General features: G+C 73.7%; 15 protein-coding genes. 7 read left to right on the top strand and 8 right to left on the bottom strand.

Annotated features, from left to right (window positions below; translation table 11 throughout):
* Positions 1 to 506: 506 nt before the first annotated feature.
* The 4 genes from CO540_RS19170 to CO540_RS19155 form a co-directional block, all read right to left on the bottom strand.
* Positions 507 to 1,382: a hypothetical protein gene (locus tag CO540_RS19170; RefSeq protein ID WP_253866053.1), complete on the bottom strand. Its 876-nt coding sequence runs from the start codon at positions 1,380 to 1,382 to the stop codon at positions 507 to 509.
* A 159-nt stretch (positions 1,383 to 1,541) separates the two neighbouring features.
* Complete coding sequence (locus CO540_RS19165) at positions 1,542 to 2,768, bottom strand: hypothetical protein (protein WP_099163108.1); 1,227 nt, start codon at positions 2,766 to 2,768, stop codon at positions 1,542 to 1,544.
* 52 nt (positions 2,769 to 2,820) lie between these two features.
* Entirely contained in the window at positions 2,821 to 4,479 is a 1,659-nt protein-coding gene (locus CO540_RS19160; RefSeq protein WP_099163107.1) for a GTPase, read from the bottom strand.
* Between the two features lie 135 nt (positions 4,480 to 4,614).
* Positions 4,615 to 6,453 carry a GTPase domain-containing protein gene (locus tag CO540_RS19155; protein ID WP_099163106.1) on the bottom strand — a complete coding sequence of 613 codons (1,839 nt, stop codon included), beginning with the start codon at positions 6,451 to 6,453 and terminating at the stop codon, positions 4,615 to 4,617.
* Between the two features lie 210 nt (positions 6,454 to 6,663).
* Here CO540_RS19155 and dnaK point away from each other — a divergent pair, with 210 nt between their 5' ends.
* The 5 genes from dnaK to CO540_RS19130 all read left to right on the top strand — a co-directional run bounded on the left by dnaK (position 6,664) and on the right by CO540_RS19130 (position 11,430).
* Entirely contained in the window at positions 6,664 to 8,526 is a 1,863-nt protein-coding gene (gene dnaK, locus CO540_RS19150; RefSeq protein WP_099163105.1) for a molecular chaperone DnaK, read from the top strand.
* A gap of 48 nt (positions 8,527 to 8,574) precedes the next feature.
* Positions 8,575 to 9,324 (top strand): nucleotide exchange factor GrpE, encoded by a 750-nt coding sequence (gene grpE / locus CO540_RS19145; protein WP_091565928.1) that lies wholly within the window; start codon positions 8,575 to 8,577, stop codon positions 9,322 to 9,324.
* Between the two features lie 79 nt (positions 9,325 to 9,403).
* Positions 9,404 to 10,588: a molecular chaperone DnaJ gene (gene dnaJ, locus CO540_RS19140; protein ID WP_099163104.1), complete on the top strand. Its 1,185-nt coding sequence runs from the start codon at positions 9,404 to 9,406 to the stop codon at positions 10,586 to 10,588.
* 24 nt (positions 10,589 to 10,612) lie between these two features.
* The gene (locus CO540_RS19135) at positions 10,613 to 11,053 is read left to right on the top strand and encodes a heat shock protein transcriptional repressor HspR (RefSeq protein WP_091565919.1); all 441 of its coding nucleotides are present in this window, start codon (positions 10,613 to 10,615) and stop codon (positions 11,051 to 11,053) included.
* 170 nt (positions 11,054 to 11,223) lie between these two features.
* A complete protein-coding gene (locus tag CO540_RS19130; RefSeq protein WP_091565916.1) occupies positions 11,224 to 11,430 on the top strand; it encodes a hypothetical protein in 207 nt (68 codons plus the stop codon).
* Positions 11,431 to 11,483: 53 nt separating this feature from the next.
* On the opposite strand, the gene CO540_RS19125 is transcribed toward CO540_RS19130, so the two are convergent.
* The 4 genes from CO540_RS19125 to CO540_RS19110 all read right to left on the bottom strand — a co-directional run bounded on the left by CO540_RS19125 (position 11,484) and on the right by CO540_RS19110 (position 14,080).
* Positions 11,484 to 11,912, bottom strand: coding sequence for a hypothetical protein (locus CO540_RS19125; RefSeq protein WP_091565913.1), 429 nt, complete (start codon positions 11,910 to 11,912; stop codon positions 11,484 to 11,486).
* Positions 11,913 to 12,082: 170 nt separating this feature from the next.
* Positions 12,083 to 13,294, bottom strand: a complete 1,212-nt coding sequence (locus CO540_RS19120; protein ID WP_099163103.1) for a cation:proton antiporter — start codon at positions 13,292 to 13,294, stop codon at positions 12,083 to 12,085.
* 5 nt (positions 13,295 to 13,299) lie between these two features.
* Positions 13,300 to 13,800 (bottom strand): cation:proton antiporter regulatory subunit, encoded by a 501-nt coding sequence (locus CO540_RS19115; protein ID WP_091565906.1) that lies wholly within the window; start codon positions 13,798 to 13,800, stop codon positions 13,300 to 13,302.
* Positions 13,801 to 13,861: 61 nt separating this feature from the next.
* Positions 13,862 to 14,080 (bottom strand): winged helix-turn-helix domain-containing protein, encoded by a 219-nt coding sequence (locus tag CO540_RS19110; RefSeq protein WP_099163102.1) that lies wholly within the window; start codon positions 14,078 to 14,080, stop codon positions 13,862 to 13,864.
* Positions 14,081 to 14,286: 206 nt separating this feature from the next.
* On the opposite strand from CO540_RS19110, the gene CO540_RS19105 reads away from it, so the two are divergent.
* A complete protein-coding gene (locus tag CO540_RS19105) occupies positions 14,287 to 14,604 on the top strand; it encodes a DivIVA domain-containing protein (RefSeq protein ID WP_099163101.1) in 318 nt (105 codons plus the stop codon).
* Positions 14,601 to 14,864, top strand: coding sequence for a hypothetical protein (locus CO540_RS19100; RefSeq protein ID WP_099163100.1), 264 nt, complete (start codon positions 14,601 to 14,603; stop codon positions 14,862 to 14,864). The genes CO540_RS19105 and CO540_RS19100 overlap by 4 nt, the downstream gene beginning before the upstream one ends.
* Positions 14,865 to 14,891 lie beyond the last annotated feature (27 nt).

The raw sequence follows: 14,891 nt of genomic DNA, 5'->3' as shown, positions 1-14,891 counted from the left end.
CCGGTGAGGGTTGCCGCGCGGCGTGAGCCGGGGTCCGTCGGGGGACCCAGGCCCGGGAGCGCCGGCGCCGTACCGCACCAGCCGCGGGGTGCGCGGAGGTGGCGGCTGCGTTGCCGTCGTGCCTGAATGATTGCAGAGGAGGTGAGCGGGCCCACAGTATGGCCTCCCCCGCCGGTGACGTTCGATCGGGTTCGCGACGCATAGACGTTTTTGCCCGATGTGTCAGGTCGGGCCGACGGACAAATTGTGTGTCGACACGCGGTGGCGACTGGTGAACTGAGCGTCACTGGTCCAAGCTGACGGTGAGCCTTCGCGCGGCATTTGTCCGAATATGCGCGCGTGCTCTCCGGTCCATGTCGACGCGTACGAGGAGTGTGCCCGGTGTCCGAGCCAGAGGGTCCTCCCGGTGCTCCCTTCCTCGGCCGGCACCGGGCCCTGCCCGCCGCCCGCTACCGCCGCGTGGTCGGCGCGCACCGGGCTCCCGGAGCCGGCGGACCGAGCCGCGGCTACCTGCTGACCGTGGCGCTGCTCGCCGGCACCGCGTCGATGCCGATCCTGGCCGCGATCAGCGCCGGCTCGGCGACCGTGGGGAACAGCGCCCTCCCGGACACCAGCACCCCGTTCCTCCCCACGCCCTCGGTCGGCCCGGTGGTCGTCCCGCTGCCGCAGACCACCCAGGCCCCGGTGCTCCCCGCACCCACGCCCGTGGCCGGCGCCACCACCGTGCCCCCGCGACCGGTGCTGCCGGCCGCCCCGGTCCCGGCCGACGACAGCGACCTCGTCCGCGAGCGTCGGTCCCGGCCGGCCACCGCGCCGACGCCGCCGGCCACCCCGACCCGGCCCACGCCGGTCCGGCCGCCGCGCCCGTCGCCGGTGCCCTCCCCGTCGCCCTCGCCCAGCGACCCCGGCACACCCGGGCCGAGCCCAAGTCCTGAGCCGTCCGGCTCGTCCGCCGAACCGACGCCCGGTCCGACGGGCGGTTCGGCGGAGCCGACCTCCGAGCCGAGCGAGGAGCCCGCGCCGAGTGGCGGCCCCGCGCCGAGTGGCGGCCCCGCGCCGAGTGGCGGCCCCGCGCCGAGTGGCGGCCCCGCGCCGAGTGGCGGCCCCGCGCCGAGCGGAGAGCCGGACGATACGCCGCTCCCGAGCGCGACGGTCGCGTCCAGCCGGTCCGCGCCGAGCCCGTTCTCGCTCGGCCAGCCCGCGCCGGGGTGGTTCGCGTCACCGACGGTGCCGGCTCCGGCCACCGCGTAGCCCGTCCACCCGCACTGCCTGGCGCGCTCGGTCGGCTGCGGCCTGGGCGGCTTCGGTCGATCCGGCCGGGCCTGGCCTGCGAGCGCCTGGTTGTCCGGCCGGCCCGCCAGCCGGATGGACCGACCGGTCACGAGCGATATGACCAGGAGTCATATTTATGACTCTCCGGTATATCGCTTTCTTCCCGAGGCTTCGCCTCTCGCGTCACGCAGGGTCACGCGAGAGGCACATCCGGACGAACCGGTGTTGATCATTTGCAGCCGGCACGCAGGCACCGGCACACGGTCCGGTCAGGCGGGGTCGTCGGTGAGGCGGTGCCGGTTGGCCTCGATCCAGGCGTTCAGCGCCTCCGGGTCGTCCGGGTCCACGCCGTCCGCCATCAGCTGGGCCACCGCCGCGGTGGCCGGGCTGCGCCGTTCACCGGTGCTGTAGAGCCGGGCGAACTCGGGCACCATCTCGGTGATCGTCTCGTCCGTCCGGTCGGCCGCCGGCTGCGACAGCCCCCGCTGCCGGGCCGCGTACGCCGCCCAGGCGCGGAGCACCCGGGGCAGCATCGCCGCGTCGTCCATGTCCAGCACGGCCCGACGGTGCACCCAGTCGAGCAGGAACAGCTCGGCCACCATCGGGCTCCACCGCATCGGGTCCGCGTCCGGGAAGCTCGCCGCGTGGTCGAGCAGCAGGCCGAGGCAGAAGTGCAGGGAGGCCAGCTCGCCGTCGGCGACCTGGGGCAGGCCGAACCGGGCGGCCTCGGGCGAGTCGAGGAAGGCGCGTACCAGGCGGGTCCGTTCCTCGTCGGTGGGCGGGAGCACGACGGCCGGTCCGGCCGGCGGGGCCTGCCCGGGCAGCACGGCCAGCCGGGCGCCCACCAGGGCCCGGTCGGTGGCGAGCGAACCCTGGGTGGGCAGCTCGGCGAGGTCGTCGGTGACCGCCAGGTGACGGCTCACCTCCGCGTGCATCCGGGCCGGGTCCTCGGTGCGGAACCAGGTGAACTCGTCCTCGGTGCAGATCTCCCGGGCCTGCTCGACGATCCGGGCCGCCGGGCCGCCGACGAACACGTCCTTGGTGATGCCGATGTTGTGGTCGACGAGCGCCACCAGGGCGTGCTCCGGGCCGCCCTGCTCCTCGTCGTCGTACGCGAACGTGGCGAGGTAGGAGGTCTGGTCGCCGTACACGTCGCCGTACGCCCAGGTGCCGGTGACGCGCACCCGGCCGAGCTGGCCGGCCCATGCCGGGGCGTGCGCGCCGGGCCGGACCCGGGCGGCGCCCTCGGCGTCGGGCACCAGGGTGGCGAAGACGGCGCGAATGGTGGTGGCGGCGGCGCTGCGCCGGCGGGACGTGGCGGCGAGGAAGCCGGCCACGAACTCGCGGACGGCGTGCTCGCGGTCGTGCTCCGCGACGGCGTAGACGCTGCCCAGCAACGCGGCGCCGAGCATCTCCGCGTCCAGGGCGGAGTCGAGCCTCGTCACGTCGCGCGCGGCGTGCAGCACCGCGTCGTAGGGGGTCTGTGGCGTGGCCATGCGTCGACCCTACGCCGCGCTGCCGGCCACCACATCGGCCAGCGCGCCGGGTTCAGCGTCGCCCGGCGTCCCGCACCGCGTCGCGGGCCGTGCCGTAGCGCGCCAGCACCGCCCAGACCGGGTCCAGCACGTACTTCTCGCCGACGCTGCCGACCGAGGTGAGCAGGCGCTGCTCGGCCCGACGCCGGGCCCGCCGGGCCGCCCAGCCGACCACCGGGCGGGTCAGGGCCGCGACCAGCAGCCCGGCCAGCAGCCCGCCGAGCAGCAGCACTGTGGGCCAGGGCACCTCGCCGAGCTTCGGGTGCTCCAGCGGCGGCAGGCCGAGCAGGCGCAGCGCGTACCCGAGGACCAGCCAGACCAGCCCGCCCAGCGCCGCGAGGGTGACCAGCCACTGGAGCCCGCCGACCACCCGCCACCAGCCCGGGCGGCGGTCCATGCCGAGGTCGGTGGCGGCCACCGCGTGGTCGAGCGCGCCCGGCAGCTCGCCCAGGCGGGACCGGGCCGCGCTGGTCACCGCGGTCGGCCACGGCGCCGGCAGCTCGGCGCTGGACCGGTCGGCCACCGCCCGGATGGCCAGGTTCAGCGCCGACCGCTGCGCGGCCGTCGGATCGGGTACGGAGGTGGCCGCGACCAGGCTCTCCGCCGGCGCGTCCGGGTCCCGCCCGGGCAGGTGCAGCCGGCGCAACGGGTCCGGCCGCAGCTTCCGCCACCCCCGCACCAGCGGCCAGCCGGTGCTGGCGACGGCCCGGTGCCGGTAGGCCCCCTCGACCGCGTGGGCGACGGTCGCCACGCCGGCCGCGCCGGCCAGCGCCCGGGTGAGTTCCTGGGCCGAGGCGTCACCGGGCCGGGTGGCCGGTGGCTCCGGCCCGACCAGCGGTTCGAGGTCGGCCACCACGGCGTCCACGTCGCCGGAGAGCCGGCGCAGGGCGGCCTGCCGTTCGGCGACCGTACGCTCCAGCTCACCCCGCAGCCCGTCCAGCCCGGCCGGATCCACCGCCACGGTGGGCAACAGCGGCACGCCGCCCAGCCCGTCGGCGTCGAGCAGCCGGCGCAGGTCGTCGAGGACCCGGGGCAGCTCGGTCGGAGGCAACCGGTCGGCCTGGTTGAGCACCACGACGGTGACGTCCTTGTGCCGGTGGAACTCGCGCAGGTAGCTGGTGTGGATCACGCGGTCGGCGTACTTCTGCGGGTCGACCACCCAGACCACGAGGTCGACCAGGCCGAGCAGCCGGTCGACCTCCAGCCGGTGGGTGTGCTGGACCGAGTCGAAGTCGGGCAGGTCCAGCAGGACCAGCCCGTGCAGGGTGGACTCGTCGTCGCCGTCGAGCGGGCTCTCCCGGACGAACCGGTGCCGGGGGAGCACCCCGACCCAGTCGAGCAGCCGGACCGCGCCGTCGAGCGGGCCCCAGACGCAGGCGTGGGTCACGCCGGTGGTCGGGCGGCGGACGCCGACCGGGGAGAGGTCCATCCGGGCCAGCGCGTTGAACAGGCTGGACTTGCCGCTGCCGGTGGCGCCGGCGAGGGCGACCACGGTGTGGCGGCCGGAGAGGGCGAGCCGGTCACCGGCCCGCTCGACCACGGTGTGCGCGGCGACGAGCTGGGCGTCGGGCACCTGGCCGTCGACCGCGCCGAGGAAGCGCTGGACCGCCTGGAGGCGCGCGATCAGGACGTCCGGGTCGACCCGCTGGTCACCCCGGAACGCCTCGCGCATCCGCCCCACGATGTTGCTCACTGTGCCGTCCTTGCTCGCGACTGCGGGGCTCGCAAACCCGGCTCACTCCTCGCGCTCACGGTGCCGTCCTTGCTCGCGACTGCGGGGCTCGCAAACCCGGCTCACTCCTCGCGCTCACGGGCGACCGTCCTGCTCGGTGGTGGGCAGCGCGGCCCGGTCGGCGCGGGTCAGGCCGCTGCGGTGCCGGGCCCGCTCGACCTCGGTCGCGGCCCGCCGCAGCGTCGCGCCGGCGTCGGCGGCCGGGCGGGCCGCCTCGGTGCGGGCGAGGAAGCGGCCGGCCTCCTCGGCCAGCAGCGCGCCGACCCGGTCGAGCAGGTCCACCCGCGCCGTGCGGGCCAGGTTGCGCACCGCCTGGTCGCCGAAGATGGCCTGGAGCACGGTCTGCCCGGCGACCGCCGTGCCGGTGCCGGCGGCCACCTCCAGCCCGGTCGGGATGAACGCGGTGGAGGCGAAGACGCCGATCATGACGGCCAGGCCGGTGGCGTTGACCGCGTACGCGGCCGTGCGGGCCACGAACCGCCGGTCCCCGCCCTCGACCCGGACCAGCTCCAGCACCCCGCGCTGCCAGTCGCGGACGAGTTGCTCGGCGCGAGCGGGCAGGTCGGCCGAGGCGTGCGCCAGGTCCGGCTCCAGCAGCGCCGCGCCGGCCGGGTGCGCCTTCCACCCGGTGTACGCGTTCTCGGCCGCCTCGGCGGCCACCCCGCGCAACAGCGTGACCAGCTGGGACTCGATCGCCGTGCGCAGCTCGGCCGCCGGCGCGGGCCGCCCGGTGACCGCCGCGACGACCCGGTCGCGCAGCCGGCCGATCCGCGCCTCCAGGCTGCGGAAGAACTCCCCGGTGCCGACGAACTCCTGCCAGCGGGCCAGCACCTCGCCGCGGAGCAGCCGGCCGTCCTTGAGCCCCTGGTCGACGGTCCGCTCGGCGCCCCGGTAGGCGGCGCGGACCCGCTCGTCCAGCGCGTCGGCCGAGGTCGCCTGCTCGTCGGCGGCCTCGGCCAGCGCCTCCACCACCGGGTGCAGGGCTGCGAGCGCGCCGTCGAGCGTCTGCCGGACCACCGCCGCGCGGGCGTCTGCGTCGGCGGCGAGCCGGGCGAACCAGCCGCTCAGCGGGGCGGTCATCCGGTCGGGCAGCAGCCCCTGACCGTCCACCCACGTCTCCGGCAGCACGAACAGCGGCGCGGCGCCCAGGTCCTGCGATGCGAGCATCTCCGACAGGTGGGCGGCGATCTCGTCGGCGGCCTCCGGCGGGACCCGGTCGAGCACCATGGCGACGGCGGTGCCCCGGGCCCGGGCGCTGCGCAGCAACTCCCAGGGGACGGCGTCGGCATAGCGGGCGGCGGTGGTGACGAACAGCCACAGGTCGGCGGCGGCCAGCAGTTGCCCGGCCAGCGCCCGGTTGGCGTCGACCACCGAGTCGATGTCGGGCGCGTCGAGGAAGGCCAGGCCGGGCGGGAGCGCCGGGGCGGTGACCAGCTGGAGGGTGCCGGGCTGCTCGCTCGGCTCGGTGGTGCGGGTCAGGCCGGGCAGCAGGTCGCCCTGGCGGAACCAGGCGGCGTCGCTCGGGCTGCAGACCAGCACCGGCGAGCGGGTCGTCGGGCGGAGCACGCCGGCCGCGCTGACCCGTGCCTGGACCAGGCTGTTGACCAACGTCGACTTGCCGGCGCCGGTCGACCCGCCGACGACCACCAGCAGCGGGGCGTCGAGCCGGGCCAGCCGGGGAAGCAGGTAGTCGTCGAGCTGGTCGGTCAGGCTGCGGGCGGCGTGCCGGGCCGGCTCGGCCGAGGCGAGCGCGAGCGGGAAGCGAGCCGCGTCGATCGCGGCCCGCAGGCCGGTGAGCGCGGCGGGCAGGCCCGCCGCGGCTTCGGCGGGCTGGTCCTCGCCGGTGGGAGGTCCGGTGCGGGCTGCGACGGCGGGCGCGCCGGCACGGGTGGCGGAATCGCCATGCGTCGTCACCGCTAAAGCGTGCCCGACCGACGCAAGGTAAGACAACCGGACGGTAATAACGGTCAGGTTGCGCCGGGTCGGCTCAACCCCGACTTGCGGATTGCCGATCGCGTGGCACTATTGAGTCAAGTTCACTCAACTTGTGGTGCGGTCGCTTCCGGGCGACCCGCCGGGCAGGCCACCTGACCTGCTCACCCGTTACGAAGCGAGGAAGCGAACATGGCACGTGCGGTCGGCATCGACCTCGGCACGACGAACTCCTGCGTCAGCGTTCTCGAGGGCGGTGAGCCCACCGTCATCGCCAACGCCGAGGGCTCGCGTACGACTCCCTCGATCGTCGCGTTCGCCCGCAACGGCGAGGTGCTCGTCGGTGAGGTCGCCAAGCGCCAGGCGGTGACCAACCCCGACCGGACCATCCGCTCGGTCAAGCGGGAGATCGGCACCAACTGGACCGTCGACATCGACGGCAAGAAGTACACCCCGCAGGAGATCTCGGCCCGCACGCTGATGAAGCTCAAGCGGGACGCCGAGGCCTACCTGGGCGAGCAGATCACCGACGCCGTGATCACCGTCCCGGCCTACTTCAACGACGGCCAGCGTCAGGCCACCAAGGAGGCCGGCGAGATCGCCGGCTTCAACGTGCTGCGGATCGTGAACGAGCCGACCGCGGCGGCCCTGGCGTACGGCCTGGACAAGGGCTCCAAGGAGCAGACCGTCCTGGTCTTCGACCTCGGTGGCGGCACCTTCGACGTGTCGCTGCTGGAGCTGGCCGAGGGCGTGGTGGAGGTCAAGTCCACCAGCGGTGACAACCAGCTGGGCGGCGACGACTGGGACCAGCGCATCATCGACCACCTGGTGAAGACGTTCCGCGGCGAGCACGGCATCGACCTGTCGCAGGACAAGATGGCCATGCAGCGGCTCAAGGAGGCCGCTGAGAAGGCCAAGATCGAGCTGTCCGCCGCCACCACCAGCAACATCAACCTGCCCTACATCACCGCCGGTTCGGCCGGCCCGCTGCACCTCGACGTGACCCTGAGCCGCGCCGAGTTCCAGCGCATGACGCAGGACCTGCTGGACCGCTGCAAGGGCCCGTTCGAGCAGGCCGTCAAGGACGCCGGAATCAAGATCTCCGACGTCGACCACGTGATCCTGGTCGGCGGCTCCACCCGGATGCCGGCCGTGACCGACCTGGTCAAGCAGCTCACCGGCCGTGACCCGAACAAGGGCGTCAACCCGGACGAGGTCGTCGCCGTCGGCGCCGCCCTGCAGGCCGGCGTGCTCAAGGGCGAGGTCAAGGACGTCCTGCTGCTCGACGTGACCCCGCTGAGCCTGGGCATCGAGACCAAGGGCGGCATCTTCACCAAGCTCATCGAGCGCAACACCACCATCCCGACCAAGCGCTCCGAGGTCTTCACCACGGCGGACGACAACCAGCCGTCGGTGCTGATCCAGGTGTTCCAGGGCGAGCGGGAGATCGCGGCCTACAACAAGAAGCTCGGCACCTTCGAGCTGACCGGCCTCCCGCCGGCGCCGCGCGGCGTGCCGCAGATCGAGGTCACGTTCGACATCGACGCCAACGGCATCGTCAACGTGCACGCCAAGGACCTGGGCACCGGCAAGGAGCAGAAGATGACGATCACCGGCGGCTCCTCGCTGCCGAAGGACGACATCGAGCGGATGCGCCGGGACGCCGAGGAGCACGCCGACGAGGACAAGCGTCGCCGTGAGGAGGCCGAGACCCGCAACGTGGCCGAGGCGCTCCAGTGGCAGACCGAGAAGTTCCTCGCCGAGAGCGGCGACAAGCTGCCCAGCGAGAACCGGGACCAGCTCAACGAGGCGCTCGGCGAGCTGCGCAGCGCTCTCGGCGGCCAGGACATCGACAAGATCAAGTCGGCCCACGAGAAGCTGGCCCAGGTCTCCCAGCAGGCCGGCTCGCTGCTCTACGCGCAGCAGCAGGAGGGCGAGCAGACCGCCCCGGGCGCGGCCGGGCCGGGCGCCGGCGCGGGTGCGGCCGGCGGCCCGCAGGCCGGTGGCGCCGACGACGTGGTCGACGCGGAGATCGTGGACGAGGACAAGAAGTGACCTTCGGTCCCGGGCACGGTCCGCACGGCAGAGGGATGAGGTAACCGCATGACGGACAAGCCACGGGCGTCCGACCCGGGTTCCACCGGGTCGGCGCCGGGCGGCTCCGCGGGCACCGGCAAGGACGCCGGTGACGAGCCGCGGGTCGTCATCCGCGACAAGCGCAAGCTCGGCAAGGTGACCGAGCAGCCGGCGAACGACGCCTCGGCGGCCGACGCGGCCGCCGACGCGCCCGCCGAGGGGCTGGTCGAGGAGGCCGAGGTCGTGGTCGACGAGATCGGCGGCGAGGCCGAGGTCTCCGGCCCGCCGGTGGTCGACTCACCGGCCGAGCCGAGCGGGGAGACCGGCAAGGCGGCGCCGCTCGGCGCCGAGCTGGAGGCCCTCCGCGGGGACCTGGAGGAGCGCACCCGCGACCTCCAGCGGGTCTCGGCGGAGTACGCCAACTACCGCAAGCGGGTCGACCGGGACCGCAGCCTGGTCCAGGAGCAGGCCACCGGCACGGTGCTCACCGCGCTGCTGCCGATCCTGGACGACCTGGACCGGGCCCGCGAGCACGGCGACCTGGTGGGACCGTTCGGCAGTGTGGCCGATCAGCTCACCGCCGCGCTCGGCAAGTTCGGCCTGACCGCGTTCGGCGAGCAGGGCGACCCGTTCGACCCGACCCGGCACGAGGCGGTGGCGCACCAGACCTCCGCCGACGTCACCGAGCCGACCTGCGTGCAGGTCATGCGCCGGGGCTACCAGCTCGGCGAGCGCCTGCTGCGGCCGGCTCTGGTCGCGGTCGCGGACCCGGAGTAGTGCCCACCCGTGACGTCCCGTCCGCCCCTGTCGGGCGGGCGGGACGACCGGGATCGGACCCGTGGAAGGGGGTGGACCGGTGAGTTCCAAGGACTGGATCGAGAAGGACTACTACGCCGCGTTGGGCGTGGACAAGTCCGCCTCCTCGGACGAGATCAAGAAGTCGTACCGGAAGTTGGCCCGGGAGTCGCACCCGGACCACAACCCCGGTGACCCCAGGGCCGAGGAGCGGTTCAAGACCGTCTCCGAGGCGTACGCGGTGCTCGGCGACGAGAAGAAGCGGCGCGAGTACGACGAGATGCGGTCGCTGTTCGGCTCGGGCGCCTTCCGGCGCAACGCCCGCGGTGCGGGCCAGCCGGGCGGCGCGCCGTTCGACGTCTCCGACCTGTTCGGCGGTGGCGGCGGCGGCGACACCCGCTTCGGCGGCGGTGGCTTCACCGACCTGTTCAGCACGATCTTCTCCGGCGGCGGCGGTGGCGGCGGTGCGGCGCGTCCGCGCGGTCCGGCCCGGGGTCGGGACGTCGAGGCCGAGGTGGCGCTGGACTTCTCCGACGCGGTCCGCGGCGTCACCCTGCCGCTGACGTTGCGCGCGCCGGGCGTCTGCGACACGTGTCACGGCAACGGCGCGAAGCCCGGCACCCAGCCGGTGGCGTGCCCGGTCTGCCACGGCGCCGGCGTGACCACCCGCAACCAGGGGTCGTTCAGCTTCTCCGAGCCGTGCCGCAACTGCCAGGGCGTGGGCACGATCGTCGAGGAGAAGTGCCCGGAGTGCCACGGCACCGGCGGGGTCACCAAGACCCGCACGCTGAACGTGCGCTTCCCGGCCGGGGTGGCCGACGGGCAGCGGATCCGGCTGGCCGGCCGGGGCGAGCCGGGTGAGCGGGGCGGTCCGGCGGGCGACCTGTTCGTGCACGTCAAAGTCCGCCCGGACGAGCTGTTCGGGCGTACCGGGGACGATCTCACCCTGAACGTCCCGATCACGTACGCCGAGGCGGTGTTCGGCACCGATCTGCGGGTGCCGACCCTGGACGGCACGGTGACCCTGCGGGTGCCGCCGGGTACGCCCAGCGGACGGGTGCTGCGCGCCCGTGGCAAGGGCGTCGTACGCAAGGACGGCCGCGCCGGTGACCTGCTGGTCACGCTCGACGTGGTGGTCCCGGCGAAGGTGTCGGACGAGGCGCGGGCGGCCTTGGAGACCTTCGCGGAGCAGACCCCGCCCGCCGCGCGGGAACATCTGGACGCGCGGGTACGTCGGTTCGGTTGACGGCGGCAGCGGAGGTGAGCGGGCATGTCGGAGGAGTACGTCGGCGCGGGTGACCCGGCCTACGAGGCCAAGGTCCTGATGATTTCGGTGGCCGCGCGGATGGCGGGCATGCACCCCCAGACGCTGCGCCAGTACGACCGGTTGGGGCTGGTCCAGCCGGGCCGGGCGGCCGGTGGCGGTCGCCGCTACAGCGTCCGGGACGTGGTGCTGCTGCGCGAGGTGCAGCGGCTCAGCCAGGACGACGGGATCAACCTGGCCGGGGTCAAGCGGATCATCGGGCTGGAGCGCCTGCTGGAGGAGGCGCAACGGAGGGTGGCCCGGCTGGAGGCGGAGTTGGACGCCGCGTACCGGCGGATCGCCGAACTGGAGTCGCTCGGTGGCTTTCCCCGTGGCGACCTGGTGCCCACCAACCGCACCTCGACCGCGCTCGTCGTCTGGCGACCCCGCCGCACCCCCGACCGCTGACCGCACGAGGGCCGGCGCCGCCCCCGCCCGGGGCGCGCGCCGGCCTTCGCCGTTCCCGCGCCGACCTCCGGCGGGGTTGGGGAAAGCGCGGTGCGACAGGGGCGCGGTCCACTACGCTTCTCAGCAGGGCAAAAGCCCCTAAATCGCACTCCGGGCTGGCGGGGGGAGCCATGGCGGAACCGGCGAAGAAGGTGGCGGAGCGGGCGGAGGAACGGCTGGAGAAGGTGGCCGAGAACGTCCGGGAGCGATTCGACCGGGTCACCGAGGGTCGTTTCAGCGACAAGGTCAAGGAAGGGCGCTTCGCCGACCAGACGGACCACGGCGTGGACCGGGCGAGGGACGACGAGCGGCGCAGGAAGCAGGGCGGGTCGACCTGACGATCCGTCGACGTGCGGGCCGGGACCCACGGGGGGTCCCGGCCCGTTCGCCGTCAGAGGCGGCGGTTCTCCCGGACCAGGCCGCCCTCGCACCAGTCGCGGTAGACGAAGAGATCCGGGCGGGCGAGCAGGACCCGGCTGTTGTGCGCCCAGTTGCGCATCAGGTCGTCGCCGGCCCGCTCGGCCTGCTCCACCAGCTTCCGGAAGCGGCGCTTCGGGTGGGCCCGGAAGTTCGTCCGGATGCCGTCGGCGGCGTAGATGTAGAGGCAGTGCAGCGCGAACCGGCGGGCCGGGCAGGAGCGGTCCATGGCCAGGTCGAACAGGGTCTGCACCAGGTGGTCACCGGCGACCAGGAGGTCCCAGTCCGGCGGCATCGAACTCAGCGGCACCGAGTCGGGCTGGTAGGCCCAGGCCCGCAGCTCGGCGGGCGAGGGGTCGACCGGGTTGGCGAAGCCGTGAAACGTCTCTTCCTGCACGCTCACCGGCCGACCTTCCGCTTGCGCTGGCGGGGGCACCGGCCACCCGCGGACCCTGGCTGCTGGGGCGACACGTTAACGCGGTTGGGCGGAGCAGTGGTAGACCTTCCCGGAATCAATTTGACAACCGTTGGCCGGGCCGGATCCGCCGTGCGGCCGATCCGACCCGGCCGAGGTCAGTCGCCCACCCTTACCGGAGCGGGCGGCCGGCCGGCGGCGGCGCGGCGGCGCAGCCACTGCTTGAACCAGGGCATGTCCGGCAGTCGGGCGAGCAGCGGCCCGGTCACCACCGTGATCAGCACGTACGCCGTGGCGAGCGCGGCCAGCTTGGGCTCCACCGGGTAGACGGCGGCGACGGCCAGCCCGGCGATGACGATGGAGAACTCGCCGCGCGGGGTGAGCGCCAGCCCGGCCCGCCAGCGACCGGGCTCGGCGATCCCGGCCCGCCGGGCGGCCAGGTAGCCGGTGGCCACCTTCGTCGCCATGGTGACCACGGCCAGCAGCAGCGCGGGCAGCAGCACCGGCGGCATGTCCAGCGGGTTGGTGACCAGCCCGAAGAACACGAAGAAGACCGCGGCGAAGAGGTCCCGCAGCGGCGAGAGCAGCTCGGTGGCGTGGTGGGCCACCGGGCCGGACAACGCGATGCCGACCAGGAACGCGCCGACCGCGGCGGAGACCTGGAGCTTGGCCGCGATGCCGGCGACCAGCAGGGTCAGGCCGAGCACCCCGAGCAGCAGGGCCTCCGGATCCTTGGCGGAGAGCGCGGCGGAGATCAGGTGCCCGTACCGGATCGCCACGGCCAGCACGACGACCACGGTGAACACCGCGACGGCGAGCGCGATGCCGCCCTTCACCAGGCCGACCCCGGCGAGCAGCGCGGTGACCAGCGGCAGGTAGAGGGCCATGGCCAGGTCCTCGATCACCAGGACGGAGAGGATCACCGGAGTCTCCCGGTTACCGACCCGGCCCAGGTCGCCGAGCACCTTGGCGATGACCCCGGAGGACGACACCCAGGTGACGCCGGCGAGCACCACGGCGGCGACCCAACCCCAGCCCAGCAGCAGCGCGAAGGCGAAACCGGGCAGCGCGTTGAACACCGCGTCGATGAGCCCGGCCGGCGCGGCCGAGCGGAGGTTGCCCACCAGCTCGTTCGCGCTGTATTCCAGGCCGAGCATGACCAGCAGCAGGATCACGCCGATCTCGGCGCCGACGGCGAAGAACTCCTCGCTGGCGTTGAGCGGCAGCAGCCCGCCGTGCCCGAAGGCGAGGCCGGCGAGCAGGTAGAGCGGGATGGGTGAGACGCCGACGCGACGGCTGAGCCGGCCGAGCAGGCCGAGCAGGAGCAGCAGCGCGCCGACCTCGACGAGCAGGATTTGGGTTTCGTGCATACGCGTCAGCCGTCCGGGTCGGTCTCGGCGAGGATCGCGGTGACGCCGTCGAGACCCTGACGGGTTCCGACCACGACGATCACGTCGCCGGCTTCGAACCGGAAGGTGGGGTCGGGCGAGACGTTCACCTCGCCCTGACGCAGCACCGCCACGATGGAGGCGCTGGTCCGGGTGCGTGCCTTGGTGTCGCCCAGCCGCCGGTTGACGTACTTCGAGCCGGCCGGCATCACGATCTGCTCGGTCAGCAGCCCGGCGGCCTGCTCGCGCAGCCCGGAGAGCTGGCCCAGCATCAGCGACGCGCCGAGGATGTCGGCCAACGCCTCGGCCTCGTCGTCGGTCAGCGGTATGTCGTGCTGGCAGGAGTCGGGATCGTCCGGGTCGTAGAGGACCAGGTCGCGGCGGCCATTGCGGTGGGAGACCACGCCGAGCCGGCGGCCGGATTCCGTCATGAGGTCATGACGTACGCCGATTCCGGGTAAGGCGGTCTGTTCGACACGTACTCGCACGCAGGCGAGGCTACCCCTGCCGGGGCATGTGCTGGTTGGCTGGCCGCGTCGGCCGGCTCGCCTACTTGGACTCGGCGACGAACACGCCGACGCCTTCGAGCGTCTCGGTGAGGCCGGTCGCTCGAAGGATCATCATCGCCTTACCGACCACCGTGTCGGAGACGCCGTACTCCTTGCACAGTTGAGCGCGACTCGGCAGCTTGTGGCCGGGCGGCCACTCTCCCGAATCGATCTTGCTCTTCAGTTCGTCTGCGAGCATCTGGTACTGCTGCTTGGGCATACACACTCCCCGGGTGGCACGCCCATTCGATCACGTCTCCGCCTCCGACCTCAAGCAATCGTGGGTCGATCGTTGACCTACAACTGGTACCAATTGTAGGTTGCTCGTGAACGCTCCCGGGTGGCACTTGGAGCGCTTCCCCCGGGTCGGGACGGGCGTCCCCGAGGCTCGTCCCGACCCCCGCCCAGCGAGAAGGGACAAGCGTCGTGCGCAACCTCTTGCGAATCCGGCCCCGGCGGCGGGACGTCGGCCCGTCCAACGTCGCGCCGCCCGGCGCCTACCGCTCCACGTCGTACCTCCCGCTGCGACCCTGGCAGGTGCGGGGCCGCAGCTTCCGGACGCGCCGCCGAGGGCTGGACCCGGCCGAGGTCGCCGCGTTCCTCGACCGCGTCGCCGGGGATCTCGCCGCCGCGTACGCCGAGGTGGCCCGCAGTCGGGACGAGACGGCCCGGATCAAGGGCGCGTTGCGGGAGTGGCAGTCCCGGCAGGCGCCCACGATGCGCGACCTGGCCGGTCGGCCGTGACGGGGCGGTACGTGATCCATTTGCCGGTGCGGGCGGCGGACCTGGCGCGGGCGAAGATCCTCGGGCGCACCGCCGGCCGGGCGCTGGGGTTCCTCGCGGTGGTCGAGTTGGGCGGGATCACCGTCTCGGCCGAGGACGACCAGTGCGTACGCCACTGGGTGTTCTGCGACCGCAAGCTCGACGGCGGCCGGCGCTGTGTGTTGCGCGCCGACCATGTGACGCCCTGCACCGCGCGTCTGCCCGGCCGCCGCAGTCCCTGACGACCGGGTGCATCCGCACATCGGGTC

The organism is Micromonospora sp. WMMA2032 (genome assembly GCF_002688545.1).
Classification (GTDB): domain Bacteria; phylum Actinomycetota; class Actinomycetes; order Mycobacteriales; family Micromonosporaceae; genus Micromonospora; species Micromonospora sediminicola.
This window is presented reverse-complemented; position numbering and strand designations above follow the sequence as displayed.